Annotated in this window: 24 protein-coding genes; 17 read left to right on the top strand and 7 right to left on the bottom strand. The window is 62.1% G+C overall.

Annotated features, from left to right (window positions below; translation table 11 throughout):
- The first annotated feature begins 917 nt into the window (after positions 1-917).
- The 12 genes from rpsJ to Q3981_RS06555 all read left to right on the top strand — a co-directional run bounded on the left by rpsJ (position 918) and on the right by Q3981_RS06555 (position 7,092).
- A complete protein-coding gene (gene rpsJ, locus Q3981_RS06500) occupies positions 918-1,223 on the top strand; it encodes a 30S ribosomal protein S10 (protein ID WP_046202865.1) in 306 nt (101 codons plus the stop codon).
- Positions 1,224-1,249: 26 nt separating this feature from the next.
- A complete protein-coding gene (rplC, locus tag Q3981_RS06505) occupies positions 1,250-1,906 on the top strand; it encodes a 50S ribosomal protein L3 (protein WP_046202866.1) in 657 nt (218 codons plus the stop codon).
- Positions 1,903-2,562 carry a 50S ribosomal protein L4 gene (gene rplD, locus Q3981_RS06510; RefSeq protein ID WP_046202867.1) on the top strand — a complete coding sequence of 220 codons (660 nt, stop codon included), beginning with the start codon at positions 1,903-1,905 and terminating at the stop codon, positions 2,560-2,562. The genes rplC and rplD overlap by 4 nt, the downstream gene beginning before the upstream one ends.
- Positions 2,559-2,864, top strand: a complete 306-nt coding sequence (gene rplW / locus Q3981_RS06515; RefSeq protein WP_012732442.1) for a 50S ribosomal protein L23 — start codon at positions 2,559-2,561, stop codon at positions 2,862-2,864. The genes rplD and rplW overlap by 4 nt, the downstream gene beginning before the upstream one ends.
- A 22-nt stretch (positions 2,865-2,886) precedes the next feature.
- A complete protein-coding gene (gene rplB, locus Q3981_RS06520) occupies positions 2,887-3,729 on the top strand; it encodes a 50S ribosomal protein L2 (RefSeq protein WP_012732441.1) in 843 nt (280 codons plus the stop codon).
- Between the two features lie 16 nt (positions 3,730-3,745).
- Entirely contained in the window at positions 3,746-4,024 is a 279-nt protein-coding gene (gene rpsS / locus Q3981_RS06525; RefSeq protein ID WP_012732440.1) for a 30S ribosomal protein S19, read from the top strand.
- Between the two features lie 3 nt (positions 4,025-4,027).
- Positions 4,028-4,390 (top strand): 50S ribosomal protein L22, encoded by a 363-nt coding sequence (rplV, locus tag Q3981_RS06530; protein ID WP_204087562.1) that lies wholly within the window; start codon positions 4,028-4,030, stop codon positions 4,388-4,390.
- Positions 4,390-5,139, top strand: coding sequence for a 30S ribosomal protein S3 (gene rpsC / locus Q3981_RS06535; RefSeq protein WP_012732438.1), 750 nt, complete (start codon positions 4,390-4,392; stop codon positions 5,137-5,139). The genes rplV and rpsC overlap by 1 nt, the downstream gene beginning before the upstream one ends.
- Positions 5,140-5,141: 2 nt before the next feature.
- Positions 5,142-5,558, top strand: coding sequence for a 50S ribosomal protein L16 (rplP, locus tag Q3981_RS06540; RefSeq protein WP_012732437.1), 417 nt, complete (start codon positions 5,142-5,144; stop codon positions 5,556-5,558).
- Positions 5,558-5,788, top strand: coding sequence for a 50S ribosomal protein L29 (rpmC, locus tag Q3981_RS06545; RefSeq protein ID WP_012732436.1), 231 nt, complete (start codon positions 5,558-5,560; stop codon positions 5,786-5,788). Before rplP ends, rpmC begins: the two co-directional genes overlap by 1 nt.
- Positions 5,788-6,069 (top strand): 30S ribosomal protein S17, encoded by a 282-nt coding sequence (gene rpsQ / locus Q3981_RS06550; protein WP_012732435.1) that lies wholly within the window; start codon positions 5,788-5,790, stop codon positions 6,067-6,069. Before rpmC ends, rpsQ begins: the two co-directional genes overlap by 1 nt.
- A 219-nt stretch (positions 6,070-6,288) precedes the next feature.
- Positions 6,289-7,092 (top strand): sugar phosphate isomerase/epimerase, encoded by an 804-nt coding sequence (locus Q3981_RS06555; RefSeq protein ID WP_303124571.1) that lies wholly within the window; start codon positions 6,289-6,291, stop codon positions 7,090-7,092.
- A gap of 122 nt (positions 7,093-7,214) precedes the next feature.
- Here the strand turns inward: Q3981_RS06555 and Q3981_RS06560 are convergent, their stop codons facing one another.
- The 4 genes from Q3981_RS06560 to Q3981_RS06575 form a co-directional block, all read right to left on the bottom strand.
- Entirely contained in the window at positions 7,215-8,126 is a 912-nt protein-coding gene (locus Q3981_RS06560; RefSeq protein WP_303124572.1) for an ABC transporter permease, read from the bottom strand.
- The gene (locus Q3981_RS06565; protein ID WP_303124573.1) at positions 8,119-8,697 is read right to left on the bottom strand and encodes an ABC transporter permease; all 579 of its coding nucleotides are present in this window, start codon (positions 8,695-8,697) and stop codon (positions 8,119-8,121) included. Before Q3981_RS06565 ends, Q3981_RS06560 begins: the two co-directional genes overlap by 8 nt.
- A 207-nt stretch (positions 8,698-8,904) precedes the next feature.
- Positions 8,905-10,035, bottom strand: a complete 1,131-nt coding sequence (locus tag Q3981_RS06570) for an ATP-binding cassette domain-containing protein (RefSeq protein WP_303124574.1) — start codon at positions 10,033-10,035, stop codon at positions 8,905-8,907.
- Positions 10,036-10,161: 126 nt separating this feature from the next.
- Complete coding sequence (locus tag Q3981_RS06575) at positions 10,162-10,911, bottom strand: GNAT family N-acetyltransferase (RefSeq protein WP_303124575.1); 750 nt, start codon at positions 10,909-10,911, stop codon at positions 10,162-10,164.
- Positions 10,912-11,004: 93 nt separating this feature from the next.
- Between Q3981_RS06575 and Q3981_RS06580 the strand changes: the two genes are divergently transcribed.
- Together Q3981_RS06580 and Q3981_RS06585 are read left to right on the top strand one after the other, a co-directional pair.
- The gene (locus Q3981_RS06580; protein ID WP_303124576.1) at positions 11,005-12,471 is read left to right on the top strand and encodes a SidA/IucD/PvdA family monooxygenase; all 1,467 of its coding nucleotides are present in this window, start codon (positions 11,005-11,007) and stop codon (positions 12,469-12,471) included.
- Positions 12,461-14,332, top strand: coding sequence for an amino acid adenylation domain-containing protein (locus Q3981_RS06585; RefSeq protein ID WP_303124577.1), 1,872 nt, complete (start codon positions 12,461-12,463; stop codon positions 14,330-14,332). The genes Q3981_RS06580 and Q3981_RS06585 overlap by 11 nt, the downstream gene beginning before the upstream one ends.
- 23 nt (positions 14,333-14,355) lie before the next feature.
- Here Q3981_RS06585 and Q3981_RS06590 read toward each other — a convergent pair whose 3' ends face one another.
- Together Q3981_RS06590 and Q3981_RS06595 are read right to left on the bottom strand one after the other, a co-directional pair.
- Entirely contained in the window at positions 14,356-15,210 is an 855-nt protein-coding gene (locus Q3981_RS06590; protein WP_303124578.1) for an SDR family oxidoreductase, read from the bottom strand.
- On the bottom strand, positions 15,210-15,467 hold the full coding sequence (locus tag Q3981_RS06595) for a phosphopantetheine-binding protein (protein ID WP_204087554.1): 258 nt from the start codon (positions 15,465-15,467) through the stop codon (positions 15,210-15,212). The genes Q3981_RS06590 and Q3981_RS06595 overlap by 1 nt, the downstream gene beginning before the upstream one ends.
- A 69-nt stretch (positions 15,468-15,536) precedes the next feature.
- Here Q3981_RS06595 and Q3981_RS06600 point away from each other — a divergent pair, with 69 nt between their 5' ends.
- Positions 15,537-23,150: a condensation domain-containing protein gene (locus tag Q3981_RS06600; RefSeq protein ID WP_303124579.1), complete on the top strand. Its 7,614-nt coding sequence runs from the start codon at positions 15,537-15,539 to the stop codon at positions 23,148-23,150.
- Positions 23,151-23,238: 88 nt separating this feature from the next.
- Positions 23,239-24,996: a (2,3-dihydroxybenzoyl)adenylate synthase gene (locus Q3981_RS06605; protein ID WP_303124580.1), complete on the top strand. Its 1,758-nt coding sequence runs from the start codon at positions 23,239-23,241 to the stop codon at positions 24,994-24,996.
- Between the two features lie 272 nt (positions 24,997-25,268).
- Here Q3981_RS06605 and Q3981_RS06610 read toward each other — a convergent pair whose 3' ends face one another.
- Positions 25,269-25,895: an isochorismatase family protein gene (locus tag Q3981_RS06610; protein ID WP_303124581.1), complete on the bottom strand. Its 627-nt coding sequence runs from the start codon at positions 25,893-25,895 to the stop codon at positions 25,269-25,271.
- 216 nt (positions 25,896-26,111) lie between these two features.
- Between Q3981_RS06610 and Q3981_RS06615 the strand changes: the two genes are divergently transcribed.
- Positions 26,112-26,956: ABC transporter substrate-binding protein (locus tag Q3981_RS06615; protein WP_303124582.1), on the top strand; the 845-nt coding region annotated here is incomplete at its 3' end.

A 26,956-nucleotide genomic window follows, 5' to 3' on the forward strand; every position in this document is an offset into this window, starting at 1 on the left:
GATATCCTCCCGCAGTTTTCCAGCATGCGGACACACTTTTGTCGTAAAACCCGTTTGGCGTATAACCCGCTGACAACGGCTCGCGTGAAAGGCGTCGCCACGCCCGGATTTTCTGACGCTGATTGTCAGCTAACCGCATAGAGCTCTACCTGTGATTATGTTTTCCCCGCCTGGGAAAAGAGAGTTTGCGCATGGTCCGTAAACGTGTTTTAATACTCGGGTTGCTTTAACACGATGCACCCCGCAACACCGGAAAGTCCATCGTCTGCAGTGATAATCACGCAATAACCTGTTCATACGCACTATCGACGTACGTCAGCCAGCGTGTGTCACGGCGCAGAGCGAAGGAAACTACCGATGACCGGTAAGGCATCGCTGGTGAAGTGAGCATGATCCACGGTGGTCAAACTCCTCCGTAGTGCGCTCGGATTCGCTTGGGCCTCATGGCCCGCTACTACGACAACATGTGATGTCGCAGAGAATCTGAGGAAGCGTAACCGGCGGGATAAGACCGCGGTGCTGACTAGATGAGAAGGCGACACGCCCTCCACAGCCCGAGCCGGGAGCATGGCAAATACACAGCGGCAGTAGGAAAAAGACCGCAGCCCATTCGTCGACAATAGTGATGAAAAGCGGGTAGCGGAGCCTCTTTCCCTGCATTGATCCGATCCTGATCCTCACGCGGTCACGGCATAGAGACATGCCGGTCAGCGTGAATAGCGACGGAGCGAGCCACGTGTAGCCGTGCGTTCGCACCGCTCAGTGGGGGGATCGTCATCAACATGCACATACTGGCACTGTGCCGGCTTCCAAGCGGGCGTCAGCGCTGACGGACAATGTAAGTAAAGACAAGCAGATCCGGAATGACGCAGTACACGCTGCACCAGGAAGGATTGATGCTAGGAATGAGGACAAGCGTGGCGGGACAAAAAATCCGCATTAGGCTCAAGGCCTACGACCACGAGGCAATTGATGCCTCGGCGCGCAAGATCGTGGAGACGGTCACTCGTACCGGCGCAACTGTAGTTGGCCCGGTACCGCTGCCGACAGAAAAGAACGTTTACTGTGTTATTCGTTCTCCGCACAAATATAAGGACTCGCGTGAGCACTTCGAGATGCGCACGCACAAGCGCCTGATCGACATCATCGACCCCACCCCGAAGACCGTTGACGCACTTATGCGCATCGACCTTCCGGCAAGCGTCGACGTGAACATTCAGTGAGCCTGGACCGTAGCGGAGAAGAATCAATGAGTGAAAATCAGATCAAGGGCATTCTGGGCACCAAGCTCGGCATGACCCAGGTCTTCGACGAAGACAACCGCGTTGTGCCGGTCACCGTCGTCGAAGCAGGGCCGTGCGTCGTGACCCAGATTCGCACCGAAGAAAAGGATGGCTACAGCGCCATCCAGATCGCCTATGGCGATATTGACCCCCGTAAAGTAAACAAGCCACAAAGCGGCCACTTCGCAAAAGCCGGAGTGACACCACGTCGCTACGTCACCGAAATCCGCATGGATGACGTCTCCGACTACGAAGTCGGACAGGACGTCACCGTCGAGCTTTTCGGCGATGTCAAGTTTGTCGACGTCACCGGCACCACCCGCGGCCACGGCTTCGCCGGCGCAATGAAGCGCCACGGCTTCGCCGGCCAGGGCGCTGCCCACGGTAACCAGGCTGCCCACCGCCGTGTCGGCGGCATCGGCGCCTGCGCCACCCCGGGCCGCGTCTTCAAGGGCACCCGCATGGCTGGCCGCATGGGTAATAACCGCGTCACCACACAGAACCTCAAGCTGTTCAAGGTGGATGCTGACTCGAACCTGCTGCTCATCAAGGGCGCAGTTCCCGGCATCCGTGGTGGCCTCGTTACCGTCAAGACCGCAGTGAAGGGCGGTGCACACGCATGAGCAATCTAACGCTAGATGTCCACACCGCTGACGGATCGACCAACGGCACCGTTGAGCTGCCGTCGTCCGTGTTCGACGTCGAGGTCAGCACCCCGCTGCTGCACCAAGTTGTCACCGCACAGTTGGCAGCACGCCGGCAGGGCACCCACGCCACCAAGACCCGCGGCCAGGTCCGCGGTGGTGGCCGCAAGCCTTACCGTCAGAAGGGAACGGGTCGTGCCCGCCAAGGGTCCATCCGTGCGCCCCAGTTCACCGGCGGTGGCACTGTTCACGGTCCGCAGCCGCGCGACTATGACCAGCGCACGCCTAAGAAAATGAAGGCAGCCGCACTGCGCGGCGCTCTGTCCGACCGGGCTCGTCACGACCGCATTCACGTGGTCGAGGACCTCGTCCCAGGGCAGACCCCCTCAACGAAAGCCGCTCGTACTTTCATCGAGCGCCTCACAGACCGCAAGTCGGTACTCGTTGTGCTCGGTCGCGAGGACGTCAACTCCATCAAGAGTGCACGTAACCTCCCGAACGTTCACATCCTGCCGAGCGACCAGCTGAACACCTACGACGTCCTCAACTCGGACGATCTCGTGTTCTCTGTCGAGGCCCTCAACGCCTTCATTGAGCGCGCTACCGGCGCCGAGACGAAGGAGGAGAGCAAGTGAGCGACTTAAATAACCCCCGCGACATCATCATCGCACCGGTTGTCTCCGAGAAGTCCTACGGCCTGATGGAGCAAGGCACTTACACCTTCCTCGTCCGCCCGGACTCCAACAAGACACAAATCAAGATCGCCGTGGAAAAGATCTTCGGCGTGAAGGTTTCCAGCGTCAACACCCTCAACCGTGAGGGCAAGACCAAGCGCACCCGCTTCGGCTACGGTCGTCGCAAGTCAACCAAGCGCGCAATGGTGACGCTGGCAGCCGGTAGTGATCCCATCGACATCTTCGGCGGTTCTGCCTCCTAAGGCGGACAGTTAGGACTAAGTCATGGCTATTCGTAAATACAAGCCGACTACGCCGGGTCGCCGCCAGAGCTCTGTCTCCGGGTTCGATGAGCTCACTCGCTCTACCCCTGAGAAGTCTCTGCTGCGCCCGCTGCACAAGACCGGTGGCCGCAACGTACACGGCCACATCACCACACGCCACAAGGGCGGTGGACACAAACGCCAGTACCGTCTGATCGACTTCCGTCGTAACGACAAAGACGGTGTGCCAGCCAAGGTCGCTCACATCGAGTACGACCCGAACCGCACGGCCAACATCGCGCTGCTGCACTACTTCGATGGCGAGAAGCGCTACATCATCGCGCCTCGCAACCTGAAGCAGGGCACCGTTGTTGAGTCCGGCGCCAACGCTGACATCAAGGTGGGTAACAACCTGCCGCTGCGCAACATCCCGACCGGTACAACCATCCACGCCGTGGAGCTCAAGCCGGGTGGCGGCGCTAAGCTCGCCCGCTCCGCTGGTTCCTCCATTCAGCTGCTGGGTAAGGAAGGCAAGTACGCCATCCTGCGTATGCCGTCCACCGAAATCCGTCGCGTTGACGCGCGTTGCCGCGCCACCGTCGGTGAGGTCGGAAACGCTGACCAGATCAACATCCGCTGGGGCAAGGCCGGCCGTATGCGCTGGAAGGGCGTCCGCCCGACCGTCCGCGGTGTCGTCATGAACCCCGTCGACCACCCGCACGGTGGTGGCGAGGGCAAGTCCTCCGGTGGACGCCACCCGGTTTCCCCGTGGGGTCAGCCAGAGGGACGTACCCGCAAGCCAAACCGCCCGAGCGATGGCCTGATCGTGCGCCGCCGCCGCAGCAACAAGAACAAGAAGCGCTAAAAGGAGGTAGTTGAGAATGCCACGTAGCCTCAAGAAAGGCCCCTTCGTCGACGAACACCTCCTTTCGAAGGTGGACGCACAGAACGACAAGGGCACCAAGCAAGTCATCAAGACATGGTCTCGCCGTTCCACCATCCTTCCCGATTTCATCGGCCACACCTTCGCCGTCCACGACGGACGCAAGCACGTGCCGGTGTTCATCGACGACTCCATGGTGGGCCACAAGCTCGGCGAGTTCGCCCCAACCAAGACCTTCAAGGGTCACGTCAAGGACGATAAGAAGGGACGTCGATAAGCAATGGCTGATACCGTAACGTCAGCACGCGCCACCGCCCGCTACGTCCGCGTCACCCCGATGAAGGCTCGCCGCGTTATCGACACCGTGCGCGGAAAGTCCGTCGAGGAAGCACTTGACATCCTCAAGTACGCTCCCCAGTCGGCCTCCGAACCGGTGTACAAAGTTGTGGCCTCCGCCGCAGCGAACGCGGAAAACAACTTCGGCCTGGACCGGAACAGCCTCGTCATCTCGCAGGCTTGGGCCGACGAAGGACCGACCATGCGGCGTTTCCGCCCACGCGCACAAGGACGCGCATTCCATGTCCGCAAGCGCACCAGCCACATCACCGTGGTCGTCGAAAGCCAGAAGGGAAGTGCTCAGTAGTGGGACAGAAAATTCACCCCTACGGCCTCCGGCTGGGAATCACCTCTGAGTGGCGCTCACGCTGGTACGCCGACAAGCAGTACGCCGATTACCTCGCTGAAGACATCAAGATCCGCGACTTCCTGTCCAAGGGACTCGAGCGCGCCGGCATCGCCGATGTTGTCATCGAGCGCACCCGTGACCGCGTCCGTGTAGACATCCACACCGCGCGCCCCGGTATCGTGATCGGCCGCCGTGGAGCTGAAGCTGACCGCATCCGCGGGAAGCTGGAAAAGCTCACCGGCAAGCAGGTTCAGCTGAACATTCTTGAAGTCAAGAATGTGGACGCCTCCGCACAGTTGGTTGCGCAGTCCATCGCTGAGCAGCTGTCCAACCGTGTCGCGTTCCGTCGCGCCATGCGTAAAGCTATCCAGGGCGCAATGCGTCAGCCACAGGTCAAGGGCATCAAAGTTGTGTGCTCCGGCCGCCTGGGTGGTGCCGAAATGGGCCGCACTGAGCGCTACCACGAGGGACGCGTTCCGCTGCACACCCTGCGCGCCGAGATCGACTACGGAACCTTCGAAGCCCACACCACCTTCGGACGCATCGGCGTCAAGGTGTGGATCTACAAGGGTGACGTTGTCGGTGGGCGCCGTGAAAGCTTGATCAACGCTCGCGACGATCGTGGCAGCCGCCGTGGCCGCAACGACCGCCCGCGTCGTGGTGGCGGACGTCGTCGCCGCGCCGCAGAGCAGAAGCAGGAGGGCTAAACATGCTTATCCCTAAGCGCGTTAAGTACCGCCGCCAGCACCGCCCGACTCGACGTGGTGTGTCGAAAGGTGGCAACCGCGTGACCTTCGGTGATTACGGTGTTCAGGCCCTCGAGCCCGCCTACATCACCAACCGCCAGATCGAGGCAGCCCGTATCGCTATCAACCGCCACGTCAAGCGTGGTGGCAAGGTATGGATCAACATTTTCCCGGACCGCCCCCTGACCCAGAAGCCACTCGGTGTGCGCATGGGTTCCGGTAAAGGCCCCGTCGAAAAGTGGATTGCCAACGTCAAGCCAGGCCGCATCTTGTTCGAAATGAGCTACCCCAGCGAAGAAGTTGCCCTTGAGGCACTCCGTCGCGCAGGTGCCAAGCTCCCGTGCAAGGTACGCATCGTCAAGAAGGAGGACCAGTTCTAATGGCTACCGGAACACCGGCCCATGAGCTCCGTGAGCTCTCTGCTGAAGAACTCACCACGCGCCTCCACGAGGCGAAGGAAGAACTGTTCAACCTTCGCTTCCAGAACGCAACTGGCCAGCTGACCAACAACCGCCGCCTCGGAACGGTGAAGCGCGACATCGCTCGCATCCACACCGTCATCCGCGAACGCGAACTGGGCCTGTCCAGCGCTCCGGGAGATGAGGCGTAATGAGTGAGGCAACCGTGAACGACAAGAAGAAAAAGGGCATCCAGAAGGTCCGCATCGGCTACGTCGTCTCTGACAAAATGCAGAAGACCATCGTGGTTGAGCTCGAAGACCGCAACCAGCACGCCCTTTACGGCAAGACCATCCGCACCACCTCCAAGGTGAAGGTGCACGACGAAAACGAGACCGCTGGCGTGGGCGACCGCGTCCGCATCGAAGAGTGCCGCCCGCTGTCGGCGAACAAGCACTTCCGTCTCGTCGAAATCCTGGAGAAGGCCAAGTAGCCTTCCCACAAGGGCATATTGCCCTGGATATCACCGCGTCTGCGTTATGCAGGCGCGGTTTTTCGTGTTTTGGGGACGGTTGGGTTTATGCCTGCGGCCCAATGCGCGCCGCCCAATTCCCCGCCGCCCCGCTGCGGTTTCCGGCCTAGCATGGACTCGGAGACAAGTTGTTAGTTCAACCACGCTGTCACATCAACAAGGAGAATTAGTCAACAACTCATGCATTTCAGCATCGCAACCGTTAGCCTTCCCGGAACCCTCGACGCCAAGCTTCGCGCTGCCGCCAAAGCCGGCTTCGACGGCGTCGAACTCTTCGTCCCGGATATTGAAGAAAGCCCGATGACTTTGAACGACATCACGTCGTTGATGGACGAATTGGGCCTCTCGTGTGACCTCTACCAGCCGGTCAAGAACCTCCTGAGCGTCAAAGACAAGGAGTTCCAGCACGGGCTCCGACGGTGCGAAACAGCGCTCGACCACGCTAAACAGCTCGGCACGAACACGATCCTGGTCTGTTCCAACACCGACTCCGCGTCGGTTGATAGCGACGAGGTCCGCGTGGACCAGCTCCGCCAGATCGGGAAACTCGCGGCAGACCAGGGCATGCGCGTTGCCTTCGAGGCCCTGGCGTGGGGCCGGTTCGTCTCCACGTTCGCCCACGCCTACGACATCGTTCGCCACGTGGATTTGCCCAATGTTGGCGTCTGCCTGGACAGTTTCCACATGCTGGCTCTCGGCGAGGATCCGTCGGTGATCGAGTCGGTGGATCCTTCCAAACTGTTCTTTGTTCAGCTTGCCGACGCCCCACGCCTGGACATGCCGGTCAAGGAACTGTCACGCCACCATCGCCAGTGGCCAGGGCACGGCGATCTGCCCGTGAAGGAATGCCTGGCTAAGGCTCTCAACGTGGGGTACAGCGGGCCGGTGTCGTTGGAGATCTTCAACGACTCGCTCGACCATGACGATCCGGAAGCGGCGGCTGTCGACGCGTACCAAGCGCTCGTTAGCGTGGCGCGGGGCTAAAGCGTCGTCGAACTAGAGCGCCGAATTGGAGCGTTGCGCCGCCTAGGGCCGCGAACTACAACGCCGCTGGCTCGATCGCGCCTGATCCGAACCCGCCACCGCCGTGTGAACAATTCCCCTCGTTACGCCGTATTCCGCGAGTGCCGGGTTGTCGCGAATACAGCGAGGAGCCCCGCCACCACCATCACGCCGATGAACCAGATCCCGGACATCGTCATCGCGGAGGTGGCGTCGGTAAGCGAGAGGTTGTTGGCCAGCGCGCCTCCATTGAGCGCTATTTCGGCCTCGATGACGTGGGTCACCGGGTTGTTGCGCGCGAACCATTGCAGGCCCGAGACGAACGCGGTCGCGGGGACGAACCCCGCGGAGAGAAACAGTGCGACCATGAAGAGGGGCGTGACGATCATGGTGGCGTCGGGGCTGGCCGCTCCGAACCCGAGTGCGAGGACCAGCGTCGCTGTGAATATTGCCCCGCCGATCACGGCGACGACGAGCCAGAGCGCCGCCGACCAGGTGTGGATCCTCATTCCGAACACGAACGAGGCCACGAGTGCGGGGATGCTGGCGAGGATGGTGCGCAAGAAACTGAATAACCACTCGCCGGCAATGAGCGGCCGGATTCCGCTGGCGCTCGTGGAGACTCGAGCGACGATTCCGGATTGGCGTTCGCGCACGATCTCTGCGCTATTGGCCGGAATGTAGAGCCACTGCGACCCCAAAATAAGCATGAGGCACAGGGGCAGCAGGTCGATTTTCTCGAGTCCCTGGACTTTGGCGATGAGGTCGCCGAACAGCGCCCACTGGAACACGATCATGAGCATCGGGGTGAAGATCGTGCTCAGCAGGGATGCGCGGGTGCGGACGAAGCGTCGGAAAAGGCGCGTGGTGTGGGCCCAGCTGGCGTGCGCCCGTCGCGGGGACGGCTTCGTGGCCGGATTCGTGGCGGACGGCGCCGGCGGGGTAGGCCGTGCGGTAGACGGCGCCGACGCGGTAGACGGTGCCGGCGAGTTGGGGGCAGCAGGTGTGTTAGACATGGGACTTCCTCGATATTGCTGCGAGAAAACCGTATATTCCCGCGACTAAGAAGACGACGATCCAGCAGAGTGCCTCGATACCGGTGGAGCCGGGGGAGTCACCGTTGATGAGTAGACGAGCCGTGTCGACCATGGTGGAGAGTGGTAGGTGCTCAATGACCGGGCGGACGCCGCTCGGCAGCGCCACTGCCGGCACAAATGCGGTGGATAGCATCACGATGGGAATTGTGAGCCCCTGGAACATCAGTGAGGTGCTGACCGGCTGGTGCGCCAGAAGACAGAGACCGTCGGCAATCGCGCTAATGGATACCGCGGCCCCGATCGTGAGGAGAATGAGGAGCAGCAGGTCGACGGCACCTCCGTGGAATCGCGCGCCGATCAGGACGGTGAGCACGATGACGGGGACGATGGAGATCGCGCCGCGGGTGAGGTCGGCAAGCAACCGGCCGGCGACGAGCGACCAGTTGGGCGCGGGCATCGTGCGGATCCGTGCGTGTATCCCGTCTTCGGCGTCTTGGGCGACGGCTAGCGACGATCCCCCGGCGGTGAAAAATGAGCCCTTGGAGGACACCCGCGGGGAGAAGGAATGTGGCGTAGCTAATGCCGAAGCCGTCGGTGGCCCGCGAGAATGCCCCGTAGAAGATGGCGATGAAGATCGCGGGGATCACAAAAATGGAGGGGAGCACCGATTTATTGCGGATCACGCGTTTGAAGTCGCGTGACCATACCGACGTGATCGCCGCCGAGCTGCTCATTGACGGGCTCGTGTTTCCGCTGCTCATTGGTGGCCGCCTCCCGGGGTGTGGGCGTCCGACCGCGCACTCGCCGGGGCCACGCCGGCCGCCGACGCCTCCGCGTCCTCCCGCGCATCCGTCCGCGCCACATCGCCGGAGTCCGCGACGGCCATGTACACGTCCTCGAGCGTCGGCGGGATCAGCGCGGCGTCGGTGATGTCGTCCTCGGAACCGTCCCAGAGGGATAGCGCGCGCACGAGCGACCGGTGCCCGTCGGGCGCGTCGAGCCGGACGATGGTGTTCTCCTGAGCAGCGGTGAACCCGTTGTCGGCGGCGATGTCGGCAAAGTGTCCGGCCAGCTCAGGGGTGCGGAATGTCACGGTCACGGCGGACGATCCGTAGCGCGACTTGAGCTCGGCGGAGGTTCCCTCATCCAGAACTCGCCCGCCCCCAAGCACGACAATCCGGTCGGCCAGATGGTCGGCTTCGTCGAGGTATTGGGTGGTCAGCAGGATGGAGGTGCCGTCGGCTTGCAGGTGGTGGACCATGTCCCACACGTCGTTGCGGCTGGCCGGGTCGAGCCCGGTCGTGGGTTCGTCGAGGAAGAGCAGCGGTGGTTGCACGGTCAGTGACGACGCAATATCCAATCGACGGCGCATACCGCCGGAGTAGTCGGCGACGCGGCTGTCGGCGGCTCGTTCGAGGCCGAACCGGGTGAGCAATTCGGTGGCCCTGTCTTTGGCTTCGCGCGTGGAAAGGCCGGCGAGCGTTCCGAAGAACGTAAGGTTTTCGTGCCCGGTGAGCATATTGTCGACGGCGGCGTATTGGCCGGTCAGTGAGATGGAGGACCGCACCCCGGCGGGGTCTGAGGTGACGTCGTGGCCGTTGATCGTGGCGCTGCCGCCGCTGATCGGGATGAGGGTGGATAGCGCGTTGATAAGTGTGGTTTTACCTGCGCCATTAGCTCCCAGTACGGCGAGTACCTTCCCGCGCGGAATAGAGAGCGTGATGCCCTTGAGAATTTCCTTCTTGTTCTTGCCATTACCGAGGTGGCAGTGGAGGTCCTGCACGTCTAAGGCAAGGTCGTTGCCGCGGGGGTGCGTGGGGGAGTCGCCCTGTGGCTGAGTGCCCTCAGGTGCGGCTGTTTTGGGGTGGAGCGAACGCGATGGTGACATAGGTTGGCCTGTCTGGTGAAGTAATACCTGTTAAGCCAATGCTAGTTCACGCAATCCAATAATTAAACCCCTTAAGAAATTGAACAAAAACGGGGGATAGCTCCCCATCGGTCGGTGGAGACGCCCCTACTCCTTGCCCGTCAGCACCCGCTCCCGAGCCTCATCCGTTTTCGCATACCCCAGCAAATGAACACGCCGGTCAGCGCGCTGTTGCCGCTCGCCACCGTCAACCCAGTCATTCATGAGCGCGATCCGCGGCAGCCGCTCGTTGCGATAATCGGGCTCCACGACAATAAGGTCACTCGGCGGATTCGCGGCAATCAACTCATCGCACAAATTCATCAGGAGCGGCGGGAACACCCCATGCCCGGTCTTCGCCACATCCCCCACCGCAACGTGAAACCCGAGGTCATGAGGTCGCGAATCGTACACATGTCCAATCTCATCCCGGTGTGGCCGGTAAATCTCCATATAGCCGCACTCCTCCCCGTCGAGAAGCATGATTAGCGGCACCGAATACGTGCCAGAAAGCTTGGCCTCCCAATCCCGTTTCCACCGGTCAGCGGGCCACGGCTGTTCCCACGTTTCGACGAGGTGCGGCCGGTTCATCCAGCGCGCAACCATCTGTGGGTCCTCGCTGGTGGGATCCGTCGTCCGCAGAGTTAGCCGTCCGGTTAGTTCAGGGATGCGTGGGGGTTCGTCGAGGATTGCCGACGACGGTACGTCGCGGCGGAGCCGATGTAGACGCTCGTAAATCTCCTGCTCGGAGAGATTGAACGGGCCGTGGCCGGCGGAATCTCCGCGTGCGTCATCGATAGTGTGAGTGGAGGTGTTGTGAGTAGGGGCGTTGGGGTGGCTTTCGGGAGTGTTGGTCATCGTCGGGTGGTTCTCCAGTGTTTCGCGCGATCGTTACTAAAAGGTAGGCTAACCGTAACACAATGTACTCGAGCAGGAAGAACATCATCGACAGTGAAAACGCTGGTTATCCTGGGTGCAGGGCCGAAAGCTGTGGCCGTGGCGGCGAAGGCATACGTGCTGAAATCGTTGGGGTATGAGGTCCCCACGATTCTCACGGTGGACCCGTTGGGGGTGGGGGGAAACTGGGTGTCCGGCGGCGGCTGGACGAACGGCCATCACCTGCTGGGCACTCCGCCGGATAAGGATGTCGGATTCCCGTATCGGACGCGGATTGCCAACGAGTCGGCGCAGGACAACACTCGTGTCGACGCTGCGCTCATGGAATTTAGCTGGATGAGTTACCTGGTCTCTCGGGACAAGTACGCTCAGTGGATCGATCGCGGCCACCCGTGTCCGACGCATGAGGAGTGGGCCGAGTATTTGCGCTGGGTTGCTCACGCGGTGGATATGCAGGTGATGGCCGGCCGGATCACATCGATTCGCGCCGTTGATAAGAACGACGAGGACAAGAACGACGCCGATAAGAACGCCGAAGCCACCAATGCCGACGACTACAATTGGGGCTGGGAATGCGACGTCGAGCTCAACGACGGCGGGTCCACGGTCCTGAGTTCCGACGGTGTCATGATCACCGGCCCGGGACCGTCGACGCGCCGCCTCGCCGACGTCCCCGGTGTGCTCTCCATCGCCGAGCTGTGGGATCAGGTGGAAAATGGCACGTTCCCGCTGCGCAAACGGGTTGCGGTTATCGGCGGTGGCGAGTCCGCGGCCAGCGTCGTGGATCAGTTGGCTCACATGCCCTGCGAGTCCATCGCGATCTTCTCGCCCTCCCCGACTGTGTATTCGCGTGGCGAGAGCGTGTTTGAAAACAGCCTCTACACCGACCCGGAAAAGTGGTTCATGCTCAGCATGGAGGAGCGGCAGGACTTTATCCGCCGGACCGACCGTGGCGTGTTTTCCCAGCGCGTGCAGCAGACCGTGAAGAATTATGGGCACATCACCCATGAGCGTGGCCGCGTGGTCGACATCGTTCCTCGCGACGGTGCGCTGGATCTTTACGTGTCGCACGAGGGCGTCCCGGATGCGGTGTCCACAGCCGATGTCGTGATTGACGCACGCGGCGGCAACCCGTTGTGGTTCCGGGATCTATTCCCGAACACGGATTCTGATTTTTATGCAGAAAAGATCGTGACGACATGCTCCGAGGCGGACATCGCGCACAACATTGGTATTTTCTTGCAGCTCAAACCCCATCTCCCGACGCCTGACCGGCCGACGACGATCCCCGCAGAGTGGACCTTGGCGGTGGGCAAGGGGCCGTGGCTCTTCTTGCCGACGCTGTCCGCCCTGGCTCAGGGGCCGGGGTTCGCGAATCTGAGCTGCTTGGGTGAGGTATCGGATCGGATCCTGGCGTGCTACATCGATAACGCGTCTGCGGATAACGGCCCTGCGGATAGCGAGCCTGGGAGTGATCGGCAGACCGGGGGAGAAGTGAGGGATGAGATTCATGTCGGCTAGTTCACCTTGGGCGTTCGGTCCGTCGGCAGAGATCGACCCCTTGACGGTCGACGTGATGATTGACCAGGCCATTCGTCACCACCGCGAGCAGCCCGCCGTTCACGGTTTCTGCGACGACGGCAGCGAACTGACTTTGATCTACGACGACGTCGATAGCCACGCGAATGTGGTGGCGTGGGAACTTCGCCATCGCGGGGTGGGCCCCGGCGACCGCGTCGTGGTGCTCTCTGGCCGAAGCCCTTGGCTCCCCAGCGTTATGGTGGGGATTCTCCGCGCGGGGGCCGCGTATGTGCCGGTAGATGCGAGCTACCCGGCGGAGCGCATTAGCTACATCGTGAATGATTGCCAGCCCGACGTCGTGATCGGGCTTGGTGAGGTATCCGTGCCGACGAATAATGCGCCGACCTGGGAACTTCGTCGTCCGGATGAGTACTTTTCCTCCGACGGCGCTGCCCACGGGCAAGAGTTTCGTGCTAGTGATCGCACGCGCGAACTCCTGCCGGACGATCCGTGCTACTTGATTTACACGTCGGGCACGACGGGTAATCCGAAGGGGGCGGTGAACCCTCACCGCGCGGTGGCCTCGCACTTGCAGTGGGTGGTTCGCACGCTGGGACAAGATGCGAAGCTGGGACAGGACGCAGATTCGTCGGCCAGTGCTGGCGAATTGCGGATGCTGCACAAAGCGCCGATCGGTTTCGACGTCGGCGTCGCAGAGCTGCTGTGCCCGCTGGCCTGTGCCGGCCGGATCGTCATCCCCGGCCCGGATTGGTTCCCCGGCGACCCCTTCGCGCTGGGCGACATGATCGAAACGTATTCCGTGACGACGCTGTCGATGGTTCCGAGCATGCTCAGAGTCATGTTCGATGTCCTTGACGACGTCGGCCTGGGCTACGATCAGTTCGCCAGCCTGCGGCATGTGTTGTTAGGCGGCGAGGCCGTCCCGAATGACCTGGTCGAGCGTGCGCGGGCGGTGCTTCCGAGTCGGCTGTTGGGGCTATACGGTCCTTCAGAAACGGCAATGGATGTGGCGTGGGTGGACTTCTCCCGTCCGTATTCGGGGGCTGCTACTGACAGCGCGGGTACTCCCGACAGCGAGCCCACCGCTGATAGCGACCACGCCCGAGTCCTGTCGGCCGCCGAAGCATGGGCAGACCCAAGCGCACACGACGGTAATTCCCGCGCCGGGATGGATCAGCCCGCGCCGGATAACCCGACGAATGAAGAATCTTCAACAGGCGGAACTTTGGTCGGCTGGCCGGAGGATAACGTCGTGTTTTACGTCGTCGATGAGAACTTGAACGAGGTCCCCGATGGCCAGTCCGGCGAGCTCTGCATCGCGGGTGCCCAGGTGGGCGCGGGGTATTTCAACAAACCGGAGGTCACGGAGGAAGCGTTTGTGCCCAGCCTGCATCCGGACCGCGACGGCGGGACCATGTACCGCACGGGCGACGTCATGTCGCGCGATGCGCGCGGGATGCTCCGTTTTGAGGGCCGCATCGGCGACCAGGTGAAAATTCGCGGCAATCGCGTTGAGCTGGGCGATGTGGAAACTCATTTGCGACGCCTCGACGTGGTGAGTGACGCCGCGGTGGCTGTGGATCGCGCCGGGGGAGAGGCCACGCTTGTCGGCGGAATCGTTGTCTCGGAGGTCGCGACGGCTGCTGACGGGAGTGACGACGCTGGCCACGCCACTATTCCGCAACAGGTGAAAGCCGAATTGGCGACGCTGGTGCCTGAGTACATGGTGCCCAGCGTCCTCGTCGTCATGACGGAACTTCCGCACAATGATCACGGGAAGATCGACAGGCGGGCGCTCATTGCCCACGTGAACAGCGCGAACTCGGCGAACTCGGGCTAGCTCGGGCGGGGCGTAGAAAACGCCTAACTATCCAGCGTCGCTCCGCCGTCGACACGAAGATCATGCATGACAATGTGGTGGGCGTTGTCGGAGGCGAGATACAGGCAGGCCCCGGCGATGTCCTCCGGTTGCGCCAACCGCTGCAGGGGGATCCCGAGCCGATACTGGTCGGGCGTGCCAGCGATAACGTCAGCCGAGCGGTCCTCCCCGGCGGGCCACATTCCGCGCAGCATGGGGGTATCGGTGGAACCTGGGGAAACGATATTCACGCGAACGCCGTGTGGCGCGCACTCCAGGCCGAGGTTGCGGGCCCACGCGGTGATCGCTGCTTTCGACGCCCCGTAGGATCCCATGCCCGCGCGCGGGGTCGTCCCCGCGTTGGAGGAGACAACAACAATGGCGCCGCGTTTTCTCTTGCACATGCGCTGAGCAACGGGAGCACACACGTGGGCAGCGCCGAACATATTGACCTCGAAGCTCGCGCGCATGGCGTCGGTGTCGCCGTCGAGGGCGGCGTCGGCACGCAAGATCCCGGCCGTGTGAATCAGCACATCGATGGGTCCCCGGTCGGCCTCGATGCGGTCGATCGTGGTGTGCGCGGCCTCCAAGTCGGTGACATCAAGAACATAATCAACACGCAGGTCAGCGGGTTTATTGCCGACGACAGCCACGTCACCGTTTCTCTTTCCGTCACCGTGCCCATCACCATCCACATCCGCGCTGTGTCCCTGTGGCGCCTGGTCCACGGCGGTCACGCGATACCCCGCGTCCTTCGCGCCGGTGACGACGGCAGCGCCGATGCCACCAAGCGCCCCGGTAACCACACAATGGCGAGCCTCGCCCGCGTCGCTCTTGCCGGACGCACTCATCCCCGTCATCACTCGTCGCTCTCTTCGAAAGCGTCCACCCACGCGTCGAGAGTGGGATCCTCGATCAGATCGGCAAACTCGGCATCCCACCCTTGGCGCCGCGCCCACTCGACGATGTCGATAATCCGCACCGAATCCAGCCCCAGATCGGTGAGGTCCGCGTCGGTTTCCAGCGTGTCGGCGGGAATGCCGATCGCCGAGGCAACGCGGGTGTGGAGTTCGTCGGCAAAGATTTGGGGACTCAGCGGTGGGTTAGCTGCACTCATGGTTGGCTCCTCATTTTCTTCTCTCTAGCTGCTTGTTTGTTTGTCTTTTGAGCAGTGTAGCCTAACGCTATGACCTTTGATTCGGTGCGTGCGAGTGACCCTGATAATCCGACCTCCCCGGACTGGTTCCCTCTGACCGCAGCGCAGATGGGTATTTGGAACGCGCAGTCACTGGATCCGAGTTCGCCCTATTACGTCGTGGGCGAGGTGATGGAGCTCGACCCGACGGACTCTCAGCCGGATATTTCGGTTGCCGACGTTGTTCAGGCGTTGCACCAGACGATCGCTGAGGCTGAAACGCTGCGTCTTCAGTTCCGGCAGGGCGAGGGTGCGACGGGTGCTCATGCCGACGATTCCGCGGGGGAGGACGCTGGCGCTGTTCGTGCCGACGACTCCCCATGTCAAAGGGTTATCGACGCCGCGCCGGGAGAGTACATCACGATCCCTGTCCACGACCTACGTGCTCACCCAGCGCCAGAGGCCGCCGCGAACGCCTATGTCGATGCCGCGAAAGCACGGTGCGCGGAGGCGTGGGCAGGTCTCGCCGATCGCCCACTCTGCCATTTCGAGGTCCTTCGTCTGGATCACCGCCGGGTGTGGATCATCCAGCTGTATCACCACCTCATTGTCGACGGCTACGCGTCCATGATCCTGGCCCGGCGCACCGCTGCCCACTACACCGAACTCACCGGCGGTAAAATAGCACGCCCGGCGAAATTTAGCGCCCTGACCAGCGTCGTTAAGGAAGATCGCGAATACCACGAGTCGGACAACCGGGACCGCGATGCGCAGTGGTGGCAAGAGTCGCTGGCGGGGGTTGGCAGCACGCAGTGGCGGGACGAGCTCATCGGCGGGTCCGAGAGTTCCAGCCGAACAACGGTGCTTACGGTGGACGCCGAGGAACTGGACGCGTGGAAAGCGGCGTCCCAGCGCCACGGGACCACGTGGGTGGACTCGTTGTTGGCGGCATACGGCGTGTACTTGCGGCGCGTGCAGGGGGTCGAGGCCGACGAACTGGTGGTCGCGATGCCGTTCGCCGCGCGAGAAACCGCAGCTCAGCGGCGTACCCCGGCGATGATGGTCAATATGCTGCCCGTGCGGTTGCCCATCGACCTCACCGCGACGCTCCCCGAAAACGCGCACGCTGTCGAGGAAACAATGCGGACCGTGCGCGAGCACCAGCGGTTCCCGGGGTCCGAGGTGGCGACGGCGTACGGGGATTCCTCGATCCTGCGCGGGATCGGCGCCAACCTGAAGGTTTTCGACGCAGCCCTCAAGTTTGGGAAAACGCGCGGGTACCTCCGGAATGTGGCGGGTGGCCCGCCGGAAAACCTTGTGCTGGTGGCCGCGCTGGGGCGGTCTGGTGGCGTGGATTTGAGTTTTGAGACGGTCGCCGACGTTCCGCCGCAGGTTGTTCACCAGCGCTTATCCGATATTCGTGCTGTGGTGAATGTGGGGTTGGGGTTGGATCGACGGCCGGAGTCCGAGAGTTCTCTGCCCGCTTCTTCCGATATACGTATCCGTCCTGAACGGATCCCGGCAGCTCTTCGTGAAGAGTGGGAGGGGGAATCGTTGGCCGGTGCTTCGTCCGACGGCTCCTCCGACGATCCCTCTCGCGGTTCGTTTGAGTCACTGGATAGTCTGATCGATCTGCTTGCGCAGCAGTGGAGTGATCGAGTTCTGCTAGCCGATGGTTCCCCGGAGTCGTCCGAAACCCCTGCCACTTCCAAGGAAACCACGTACACCGGCTCTGAACTGGTGAAACAGTGTGATCGGCTGGCGGATTCCATCGCGTCGGTCTGTCCCGCAGGTGGCGTCGTTGCCATCGATATGCCGAAGAGCGCATCCCAGGCAATTGCGGTTCTGGCTTCATTGCGCGCGCACCGCCCGTTTGTCGTCATTGACGACGACGCTCCGCAGGAACGGCGTTCGTTCATCATGAAAGATAGTGCCGCCGCGGCTGTGGTGACCGGGTTCGATGACGTTCAGTCTGTAGAGCACGGGGACGATGAGCAGTCGCCACACGAATCCGACCAGGCAACATCTTCCGACGAGTTGGCCTACATCGTCTACACCTCCGGCACGACGGGACGGCCGAAGGGCGTCAACGTCAGCAGGCGCGCCCTGGAACAGTTGATCGCGGGCCACCGTGCGCAGCTCTTCCCAGAGACGCTGGATCATGTCGCGAATACCCAGCCTCAGGCGTCCGCCGCACTCGCCCACACGGCATCGTTCGCGTTCGACGCCGCCATCGATCAGCTGTCGTGGATCTTCGCCGGCGTGCGCGTCGTGATCTACAACCGTTCCACTGTGGCCGATGGGGAGGCTTTTCACCGCTGCCTCCGCCGTGACGACATCACGATGATCGACGCCACCCCCTCGCTCTTCGGGGCGCTCCTCGCCTCGGGCGTTCCCCTGCTCGACGTGCAAAAGTCGCAGATCAGGGCCGTGTTGCTTGGCGGAGAACCCATGCCGCAGCAGCTGTGGGACCAGGTGGCCGCAGCGCCGCACGTCATCGGATGGAACATGTATGGCCCGTCGGAAGCAACCGTCGACGCGCTGTGCGCACGAATCGCACCCGGCGCGGTGACGGTGGGCTGGCCCGTACCAGGCATGTCAATTCGCATTTGCGACGCGTCGGGCGAGGTCGTTCCCCCAGGTGAAGAGGGCGAATTGTGGCTGATGGGGGAGCAGATCGCGCAGGGGTACAGGAATAATCCGGACGCGACGGCCCACGCATTTTTCCGTGCCGACGTAACCGCCAGTCGTCCTCGTGCCGACGTCACAACTGACGGCTCCGACGCCGACGCGCTCGTTCCCGCGTATCGGACCGGCGACCGGGTGCGGTGGGTGCCTGGCCGTGGGGTGGCGTTTATCGGGCGCGCGGATAACCAGATTGAAGTGCGGGGGCATCGCGTAGAACTGGAGGAAATCGACGGCGCGCTCGCTGGTCTCCCGGGCGTTCGTGCAGCTGGCACGGTCGCGGTTGCTCGTGGCACCGGCGATGCTTCTCGTTCGGAAGGGGATAACTCGGCGTCAACCGGGGCTGGTCACGCTCATGTGAGTGCGGCGACGGTGAATATCCGGGCAGGAGTTGTTCTCGAGGGACTTGCCGGGAACACTCCCGCGTCCAATGACAATTCCGGTGATCCCCACCCGAACACTGATGACATCACGCAGCGACTTTCCGAGTTGCGCCAGCATCTCTCGCGGATTCTTCCGGACTATATGGTTCCGTCCACTTTTGTTGCGGTGCCTCAGATTCCGCGAACATCAACCGAAAAGATTGACCGGCGAGCACTCCGCGAACTGATCGAGCAGTCCGCTGTGTCGAATGATCGCGCTGCTGAGCACCAGGGGAGCGGGGACCACCAGGGTTCGGACGCGGAACTCCGAGCTCCCGAAACACCGCGTGAGCTTGCTGTTTCTCGAGCGATCCAGGACGTCATGGGGCAGCCCGCCGACTTTGACGTGGATTTCATCAATCAGGGTGGAGATTCCATTACCGCGCTGGTGGTGGCCGGTCGGTTGCAGCAGCAAGGTTTTGAGATCCGTCCCGCGGATATTTTGTCCGGCCGCCCCTTGGGTGAGATCGCCGCGTCCTTGCGTCGGTCGTCGTCAAGTGCGCCGAACAGTGCAGCATCGTCGGCTACCTCCCAGACCCTCACGACCAGCACAGATGGTCGCAGTGGCCCAGAGCAACAACGGAATATTCTGACGGACTTTGGTGCGGTGGACGCCCCGTCGGGAATGGATCGGTCGGCTTTCACTGGTTCCAACCAGCCGGTTATGTCGGTCGTGATTCCGTGTGCCCCGGGCATCGACGCTGACGAATGTCGCGCATGTGCGACGAAGCTGGCTGAGGATGTCCCGGCTCTTCGTAGCATTGCGACGTGGGACGCGGATAATCCAGGCTCTGAGCAGGTCATTATCCGACGCCACCCTGCCGAGGACGACGAGTTCCGCGCGCCCGTCGATCTTGCCGCGGGACGGCCATTCGCGCTTGAACCTGTCGACGGTGGTGTGCGGCTGAGCGTTCATAGTGCGGTTGTTGATGCCGATGGGTTCGCGCAGCTCATCGGCATTGTCGAGGCGCTCGTGCAGCGGGCGGGTCACGGTGACGGACATAGTGACGGTCGCCAGCATCGCTATGCCTCGTGGCGTGGGCACTCCGCCCCGGCTCTCCCGTGGGCGCACAGCCGTGATCGGGCCACCGCGACGATCGAGTCGTCAGTCGCGAAGACGCTACTCAGAAACCTTGGAACGAAATTTGGCCTGTCTGAACAGGACATTCTCACCGCAGCTGCTCTGATAGCGTCGGCGAGTGATCCCGACGAAACCCTCACCGCGATGGTGTTGAGCCGCGCGTTACGTCAACCTTCCGTTCCCGCCTCGGGTCAGGCCATGACTTCCGGGAATGCAGTCGCGTGTGATGTTGTTGGCCGGTTCGCCGCGCCGGGCTATGTCACTGTTTCGCCGTCGGATTCGCGGGCCGAGACGGAGGCACTCCTGCTCAGCGTGAAAGAACAACGCGCCAACTTCCGGGCCGCTGATCTCACCGATACATCAGCGCGTACTCCAGCAATCACACTCGAACTAGGCCACATACCTAGCCCCGTCGTTGCGGATTCCGCCACCTCAGGCCGGCCATCACAGCACCCGACACTCATTCCAACCCACCACACCCTCCGCCCCGGCTTCCCCGAGGTCCCGCACATCACGGCGTGGATCACGGGCGCGGACATAAACGAGAACACAAACAAACCCGACCACCACACAGCGCTCGTCGGCAATGAACCCGATAAACCGTCGCTCAGCATTAGCGTCGATGCAGAGACGGAGGACCAGGCGGAACAGCTCGCGGATAGCGTCGTCAAGGCTCTGACAGATCTCGCCGTTGTCGGATTGAGCGCGGAGGGCAGCGCGTCGCCGTCGGATTGTTTAGCGCCTGTGAACAGCGCGGATATCGAGCATTGGCAGCGCCGGTTCGGCCCGCTGCAGAACGTGTACGGGCTCTCGCCGCTGCAAGAGGGTCTGCTGTACCAGGCGCTCGATTCCCGCGAGCGCGACCATTATGTGATCGCCGCGTCCATGGCCGTCGAAGGCCCGGCGGACCCGGAGCTCCTGCGCGCCAGCTTCGAGGCCGTGATGAACCGCCAGGATGTGCTCAAGGCGGCGTTCGATTACGAAACACTCGACCGCCCGGTACACGTCATTCCACGCACCCCGCGGTGGCAGTGGTCGGTGATCGATGCTCGCGGGCTTCCGTCGCGCGTGCAATCGTCGCTTATCGACGACGTTCTGGACCGGATGGCTTCCCGTCAGCTCGATGTGACGCGCGGGAAGATGGTCGCGGCGACCCTGGTGAGGTTGGGCGATCGGCGTAGCCGGCTGGTGTTGGGGAATCATCACATTCTTACCGACGGGTGGTCCACGACGATCCTCCTGCGTGAGTTGATGCATGTGTACAACCGCGCTGCCGAGCTTCTGGCCAGCGGAAATGATGGTGATGCGGAGGATACGTTCGCGCGCTCGGAGGATACGCTTTCACGCGCTATCGCATCTGCCATCGCCGAGTTGCCGCCGCGATACTCGTACGGTCAATTCGTTGAGGACATGCAGCCCCGAGTGAAGGCTGACACCGAACTGTGGGTTGACCATGTCTCAGGCCTTGACCATGCAAGCCGAGTCATGGATGCACTCACGCCCACCGCCGAACCAGGCCCGCCTGACTCCGCGACCATCGACGAGGCTTCCGGCGAGGAGCATTGCGTCGTGCAGCTCTCTGACCAGCAGAAAGCTGATCTCTCCCGCTGTGCCCGCACTGTCGGAGTCACCCCCAACACGCTCATTCAGACCGCGTGGGCGTGTGTCGTTGCGGCCCTGACCGGCCATGACGATGCCGTCTTCGGCGTGGTCACCTCGGGCCGGCCCAGCGAGCTCGACGGTATCGACAACACGATCGGCCTCTTCATCAACACGCTTCCCGTGCGCGTGGAGCTGCGCGGCGACTCGCTGGCCTCGATCCTGCGTACCCACGCGCGCGCCCAGGCCGAGTTGGCAGACCACACCTCTGCCTCCCTGGCCGACATCGAGCGCCGGGTGGGCGAGTCTCGCGGTGAGGCTCCGCAGTCGGGCCCGCTCTTCGACTCCTTGGTGGTGTACGACAACTTTCCCGATGAGTTCTCGGAGACAGACACGCAGCCCGGCCCTCTGCCTGATTCCGACGCCCCCGCTCCCGCGTCTCGCGGTATCCGCATCACGGGCCTGACCACTCGCGGCGAAACCCAGTACCCGTTGACGGTCATCCACCCGCCGGGAGGCCCCTTCGATCTGGCGCTGGCCTACCAGCCTGGAGTGGTTCCGCAGCAGGTGGCGAATACTCTTGCCGACGCTCTCCGCGCCACCTTGTCACGGTGTGCCTCTATTGCCGACGTTGACTCTCCCGAGTCGTTGCGTGCGATCCGCGACGAGATCGCCCCGATGCTTGACAACATCCGACGCCGACCAGGGCAGAACGCGGACGACCACTCCGCGCAAGACCGTGAGGACGAGCCGACGTCGGACCTTCCAACGTCGGAAACCACCACGTCGAATCAGCCCAACGCGGAAACTGACCGTCCCGACCAGGACAGCCAGCTGCTGCGCGATATTTGCGAAGACATTGCTGGTTTGCTCAACCGCCCGGAGGTGGACCCCGATGTTGCCTTTGAGGATCTGGGAGTTCACTCGCTCATGGCTGTTCGACTCATGGGCAAGCTCCGGAAACGTGGCCACAAGCTGGACATTCAGACGATTGTGGAGGCCGGTTCTCCTCGGGGCATTGTCCGCGCGATCGAGGGCGATTCATCCCAGCCCCCGGCACCCCAGCCCCAGAAAAATTCCCCCACCGACACGCGCGATCACGATTCCCTCCCTCCGTGGATGGTCACTCTGAGGGAAGGAAAAGGCCGCCCTCTCTTCTGCTTCCACGCGATTGACGGTTCGGTGTTCTCCTACCAGGGGCTCGGCGAGTACCTCACGACTGACCGCCCCATCATCGGCATTCAATTCCCGACGAACACATCTGGTCCGCTCAGCTGGGACAAGGCAGTCGATCTCTACGCGTCCGCTATCCGCGACTACCAGCCCGAAGGGCCGTACACCTTCGTCGGATTTTCCTTCGGTGCGACGATCGCCCACGCCGTCAGCGCCCGCTTAAGCCAGCAACGCGACACCGCCACCGGCCCCGTCGTCGATCTCCTCGTCGTCTTGGATGCCTATCCAGCTCGCGCCGGGTTGACTCCGCCTCCGATTCCGGACGATCTCAGCGTGGATCTTCTTTCCGATATCACCGGTTTCAGTGCTCACGACCTGCGTGCCGACGACACCCTCCGCGACCGGTCGGAACGCTCCGTTCGGGCGTGCGCTCGATGGATGGGGGAGGTCAGCGACACCCCGGTGCGTGGCGTCGTAAAGAAAATTGTCCTTATTACCGCGGAGAAAGCGCCGATTGTGCGCAACACGTCGGGAGTAGTTGAGAGTCCGAAGCCTGACCAGCAAGCCAAGTGGAACCCGGCAGAGGCTTGGGAAGACACCGGCGTTGAGTTACGTACGTACTCGTTGCCCCTCGATCACGGCGGCTTGGCTTCATTGGCGGGGTGGAGGCAGAGTGCTCCCACCATCGGGGAGGAACTGGAGTAAACGCCGCCGGATAATGCACACCACCGCAACACCATCACACAGCACGAACACCACACCACACACCAACGCAGCACGAAGGATGAGGGTTATGACACAAGCAACAATTCCGTCGCCGAACGCGAAGGAATACGCCCAGCGTGAAGGGGGTGCGGCCAACGGTTGCCCGTGGGAGGACGTGCAGCGGTACCGGGAGCTGGGGATCTACACGGGCGACACGCACTGGGCGCTATTCGAGCGCGCCCGGGACCTCTACGGCGATGCACCCGTCGCGGTGGACCGCTACCGCTCGCTGACCTGGAGCGATGTCCGCCACGCGGCCCATAAAGTCGGCAACCTGTTGCGCGGCCTCGGCATCGCGGAAGGGGACGCCGTCATCGTCCAACTGCCCAATGCCGCGGTCCACATGGAAGCGATTTTTGGCATCTGGAGCATCGGCGCCGTTCCCGTCTTCGCCCTCCCCGCCCACGGTGCCGACGACGTCGCTCACTTCGCTCGGACCGCACCCGCCGGAGTTCGGATCGCCGCAGTTCCGCGCGATAAGCACGCCAAGCGGGTTGAAAAAGGCCTGCACGAAGAGATTCCAGAGCTCACCACCATCCACATCAACCCTCGTGCCGACGATCCCTGGGGCACCCCCGCCATCAATGGCACCGAAGTCAGCAGCACCGAAATCAATGCCAACTCAGACACCGACGCAGACTCCACCCCCTGGCCTTCACCTGAAACTGACCCGCAAGCTCTTGCCTTTCTCCAGCTTTCCGGTGGAACGACGGGCACGCCGAAGCTGATCCCTCGCAGCCACGATGACTACCTGTATTCCGTGCGCCGCTCCGACGACGTATGCGATATGCAGCGTGGCGACGTGTTTCTCGTGGTCATGCCGGCGTCGCACAACTTCACGATGAGCTCGCCCGGCATCTTGGGCGCGCTTCATATCGGCGCCACAGTGGTGTACGTTCCCGATCCTTCGCCCACGACCATCCGCCGCTACATTCACGCGCACCGCGGCACGCACATGGCGCTGGTCCCGCCGCTGCTCATTAGCCTGCTCAACAGCCGCGATGAAGCCCAAACCCCGGACCCCACGATGGAAACCATGAAAACGGTCTGGGTCGGTGGCGCGAAGCTCAGTGCCTCCGCCGCGGAACGCGTCGCCCCGGAGCTGGGGATTAACCTCCAGCAGGTCTTCGGCATGGCCGAGGGCCTCGTGAATTACACCAAACTGGGCGGCAACATCGATGAGATCGTGAACACCCAGGGCATACCCATGAGCCCGGCCGACGAGGTTCGCGTTGTCGACGACGAAGGCGCTCCGGTTGATCCCGGCACGCCAGGCCACCTGCACACCCGCGGGCCGTACACTATCCGTCGCTATCACCGGAACCCGACGGCAAACGCCTCGTCATTTACGGACGACGGGTTCTACATCACGGGCGATATCGTCACGGTCTCTGCCGACGGTGCGATCACTGTGACCGGCCGTGCCAAGGATCAGATCAACCGCGGTGGCGAGAAGATCGCGCCGGAGTCGGTGGAGAATTGCTTACTGAAGCACCCCGCTATTCACGATGTGTCGGTCGTGGGCATTCCCGACGATGTAATGGGCGAGAAGATCCGTGCGCTCATTATTCTTCGAGACGACTTTAAGCTGGCAGGTACGGATGCACCGGAAGACGCGGATGCGCCGAAAGATCAGCCCGAGAACCACCAGCCACCGACAGCTACACAGATCAAGAAGTTTGTCCGCGAATCAGGATTATCACGCTTCGCCGTGCCTGATGTTGTGGAATTCGTTGATGAATTTCCATTAACCGGCGTCGGCAAGGTGAGCAAGAAGGATCAGTGACACTACCGTGGTGTGACCCGAACTGCTGGGGGATATGGCACCTGCTGAAAACTGCGGGGGTATGTGGGCCAAAAATGGCCAAAAATTGACCATATTGCCCCGCACTTTTGCCATGAGGCTGCGATATTGCCCCGCACTTTTGTGAAATGAGGGCGATTAACCGGCTTGCGCGGCTCCGCAGCTCCCCAAATCTGCCGCGCACCAAATCCGAAGCGCCCCAAATGTAACGACCGATAGCACAACCCGCTCCTGCCACGTCCGGATTGCGGACGCTAAACCAGCACACCCAACACCTCCTCAGCATCAACCACGCGCCCGCACCGCCGTGCCACCCAATTAATGGTCGCGGCGTGGTCGTCGCGGGTGAAGTCGGCAATGGCATCGCGCACAAGGAACGGCTGAATATCGTTCATAAACGCGTCCACCGCGCTCACCCCGCACCCCATGTGCCCGTACACACCGGTAATGATCAGTTGGTCGCGTTTCGCAAAGGCCAAGGATTCTCGAAGGTCTGTTCGGGCAAACGCCGAGTACCTCCATTTCGTGATCACATGGTGGTGCTTCCGCGGCGCCAGCTCCGGGATAATCTCCGCCTCCGCGTCGGTTTGAATCCCTTGCCCCCACAATTCGCGGAGCAGCCCTCGTCGATACTCCTTTTGTTCCGGCGGTTGGGCCGTGTAGAAAACGGGGATGCCCACCTCGTCGGCACGGGCAATGAGTTGCCGAATATTAGCCACCATTGTCGACGCCGGTTCGTCGTCGGGAGTGTACGCGGAGATGAAGTAGTTCTGCATGTCGTGGACCAGGAGGGCCGCGCGATCGGCATGAAGTGCCCAGTTGACAGCGGGTTTCGCCGTGAGGGTGGGGATGCTGTACGGCGCGATGGGTGGGATTGCCACTAGTAAGTTCTCCTTGGGGGTGAATTGTGGGGGACGTTCCCTTATGGGTGTTGTCTAGGGAAGTTCCGCACGCTATCGTGTCAGTAAATTAGGCTAGCCATACTGAATGGTAGATGCGTCGCGGGTTGGTGGCCATCCTGGCCCCAACCAGGTGACAGTCAGCCCCTGCCATAACCCCGTGGCCTGCACTGTTCATACTTTTGTATTGGAGTTTCCGTGAAGCGTTCACTTGTTCGCCCTATGCCCTTGATCGCTCTGACGTTAGCCGGTTCGTTGGTTCTGGGTGCGTGCTCGAATGATAACGACAGTTCCAGCGATTCCACTGCCGCAGATTCAACCAGCCAGAGCGCGTCCGAGGGTGCGAAGGATTCGTCGGATGCCAAGGAAGTCACGATTAAGCACGCCTGGGGTGAAGACACCTACCCGGTGAAGCCGAAGAAGGTTGTCGCGATGGGTACGTCGGTTGATAACCTCCTCGCCCTGGGTATTACCCCCGACGTCGTTGTTCAGAGCCCGGATGATGCTCAGAACGCCAAGTGGAAGAACGACAAGCTCAAGGACGTCAAGAAGATCGACGCTGATCCCCGCGAGCTGCCGGTTGAGAAGATCGCCGCTGAGAAGCCCGATTTCATTGTCGGCGATTTCTACCGCATCAACCAGGACGCCTACAACAAGTTGAAGGAAGTTGCCCCGACTCTTCCGGGTATGGGCCAGGATCCGCAGCTGATCGGTTGGAAGCCGCAGCTGGAGGCCCTGGGCAAGATCTACCAGGATGAGGACAAGGTCAAGGACATCGAGAAGAAGGACACGGAGGCCTTCGAGAATGCCAAGAAGGATCTGAAGGGTCTGGACGGTAAGACGGCGCTGGTGGTTCAGCACCGCAGCGGGAACTTCGGTGTCATTACCGACGAGGCCAACCCCGCCAACCAGTTCTTCACTGATCTGGGGATGAAGCTGCCCGCCGGGTACACGGATGGTTCGATCCCGACGCAGCAGGGTCGCGCCATGATCTCCCCGGAGAACATTGACAAGTTGACCGCGGACTTCATGGTTCTGTTCGC

The sequence above is a fragment of the Corynebacterium sp. genome (genome assembly GCF_030530965.1).
GTDB lineage: Bacteria > Actinomycetota > Actinomycetes > Mycobacteriales > Mycobacteriaceae > Corynebacterium.

Bases quoted from the DNA above. Each gene is read 5' to 3' on its own strand.
- Q3981_RS06560 (WP_303124572.1), bottom strand. From the start codon at position 8,126: ATGTCTAACACACCTGCTGCCCCCAACTCGCCGGCACCGTCTACCGCG.
- rplB (WP_012732441.1), top strand. From the start codon at position 2,887: ATGGCTATTCGTAAATACAAGCCGACTACGCCGGGTCGCCGCCAGAGC.
- rpsQ (WP_012732435.1), top strand. From the start codon at position 5,788: ATGAGTGAGGCAACCGTGAACGACAAGAAGAAAAAGGGCATCCAGAAG.
- Q3981_RS06605 (WP_303124580.1), top strand. From the start codon at position 23,239: ATGACACAAGCAACAATTCCGTCGCCGAACGCGAAGGAATACGCCCAG.
- Q3981_RS06570 (WP_303124574.1), bottom strand. From the start codon at position 10,035: ATGTCACCATCGCGTTCGCTCCACCCCAAAACAGCCGCACCTGAGGGC.
- Q3981_RS06600 (WP_303124579.1), top strand. From the start codon at position 15,537: ATGACCTTTGATTCGGTGCGTGCGAGTGACCCTGATAATCCGACCTCC.
- rpsS (WP_012732440.1), top strand. From the start codon at position 3,746: ATGCCACGTAGCCTCAAGAAAGGCCCCTTCGTCGACGAACACCTCCTT.
- Q3981_RS06575 (WP_303124575.1), bottom strand. From the start codon at position 10,911: ATGACCAACACTCCCGAAAGCCACCCCAACGCCCCTACTCACAACACC.
- Q3981_RS06555 (WP_303124571.1), top strand. From the start codon at position 6,289: ATGCATTTCAGCATCGCAACCGTTAGCCTTCCCGGAACCCTCGACGCC.
- rplP (WP_012732437.1), top strand. From the start codon at position 5,142: ATGCTTATCCCTAAGCGCGTTAAGTACCGCCGCCAGCACCGCCCGACT.
- rpmC (WP_012732436.1), top strand. From the start codon at position 5,558: ATGGCTACCGGAACACCGGCCCATGAGCTCCGTGAGCTCTCTGCTGAA.
- rplD (WP_046202867.1), top strand. From the start codon at position 1,903: ATGAGCAATCTAACGCTAGATGTCCACACCGCTGACGGATCGACCAAC.
- Q3981_RS06585 (WP_303124577.1), top strand. From the start codon at position 12,461: ATGTCGGCTAGTTCACCTTGGGCGTTCGGTCCGTCGGCAGAGATCGAC.
- Q3981_RS06595 (WP_204087554.1), bottom strand. From the start codon at position 15,467: ATGAGTGCAGCTAACCCACCGCTGAGTCCCCAAATCTTTGCCGACGAA.
- rplV (WP_204087562.1), top strand. From the start codon at position 4,028: ATGGCTGATACCGTAACGTCAGCACGCGCCACCGCCCGCTACGTCCGC.
- Q3981_RS06590 (WP_303124578.1), bottom strand. From the start codon at position 15,210: ATGACGGGGATGAGTGCGTCCGGCAAGAGCGACGCGGGCGAGGCTCGC.
- rplC (WP_046202866.1), top strand. From the start codon at position 1,250: ATGAGTGAAAATCAGATCAAGGGCATTCTGGGCACCAAGCTCGGCATG.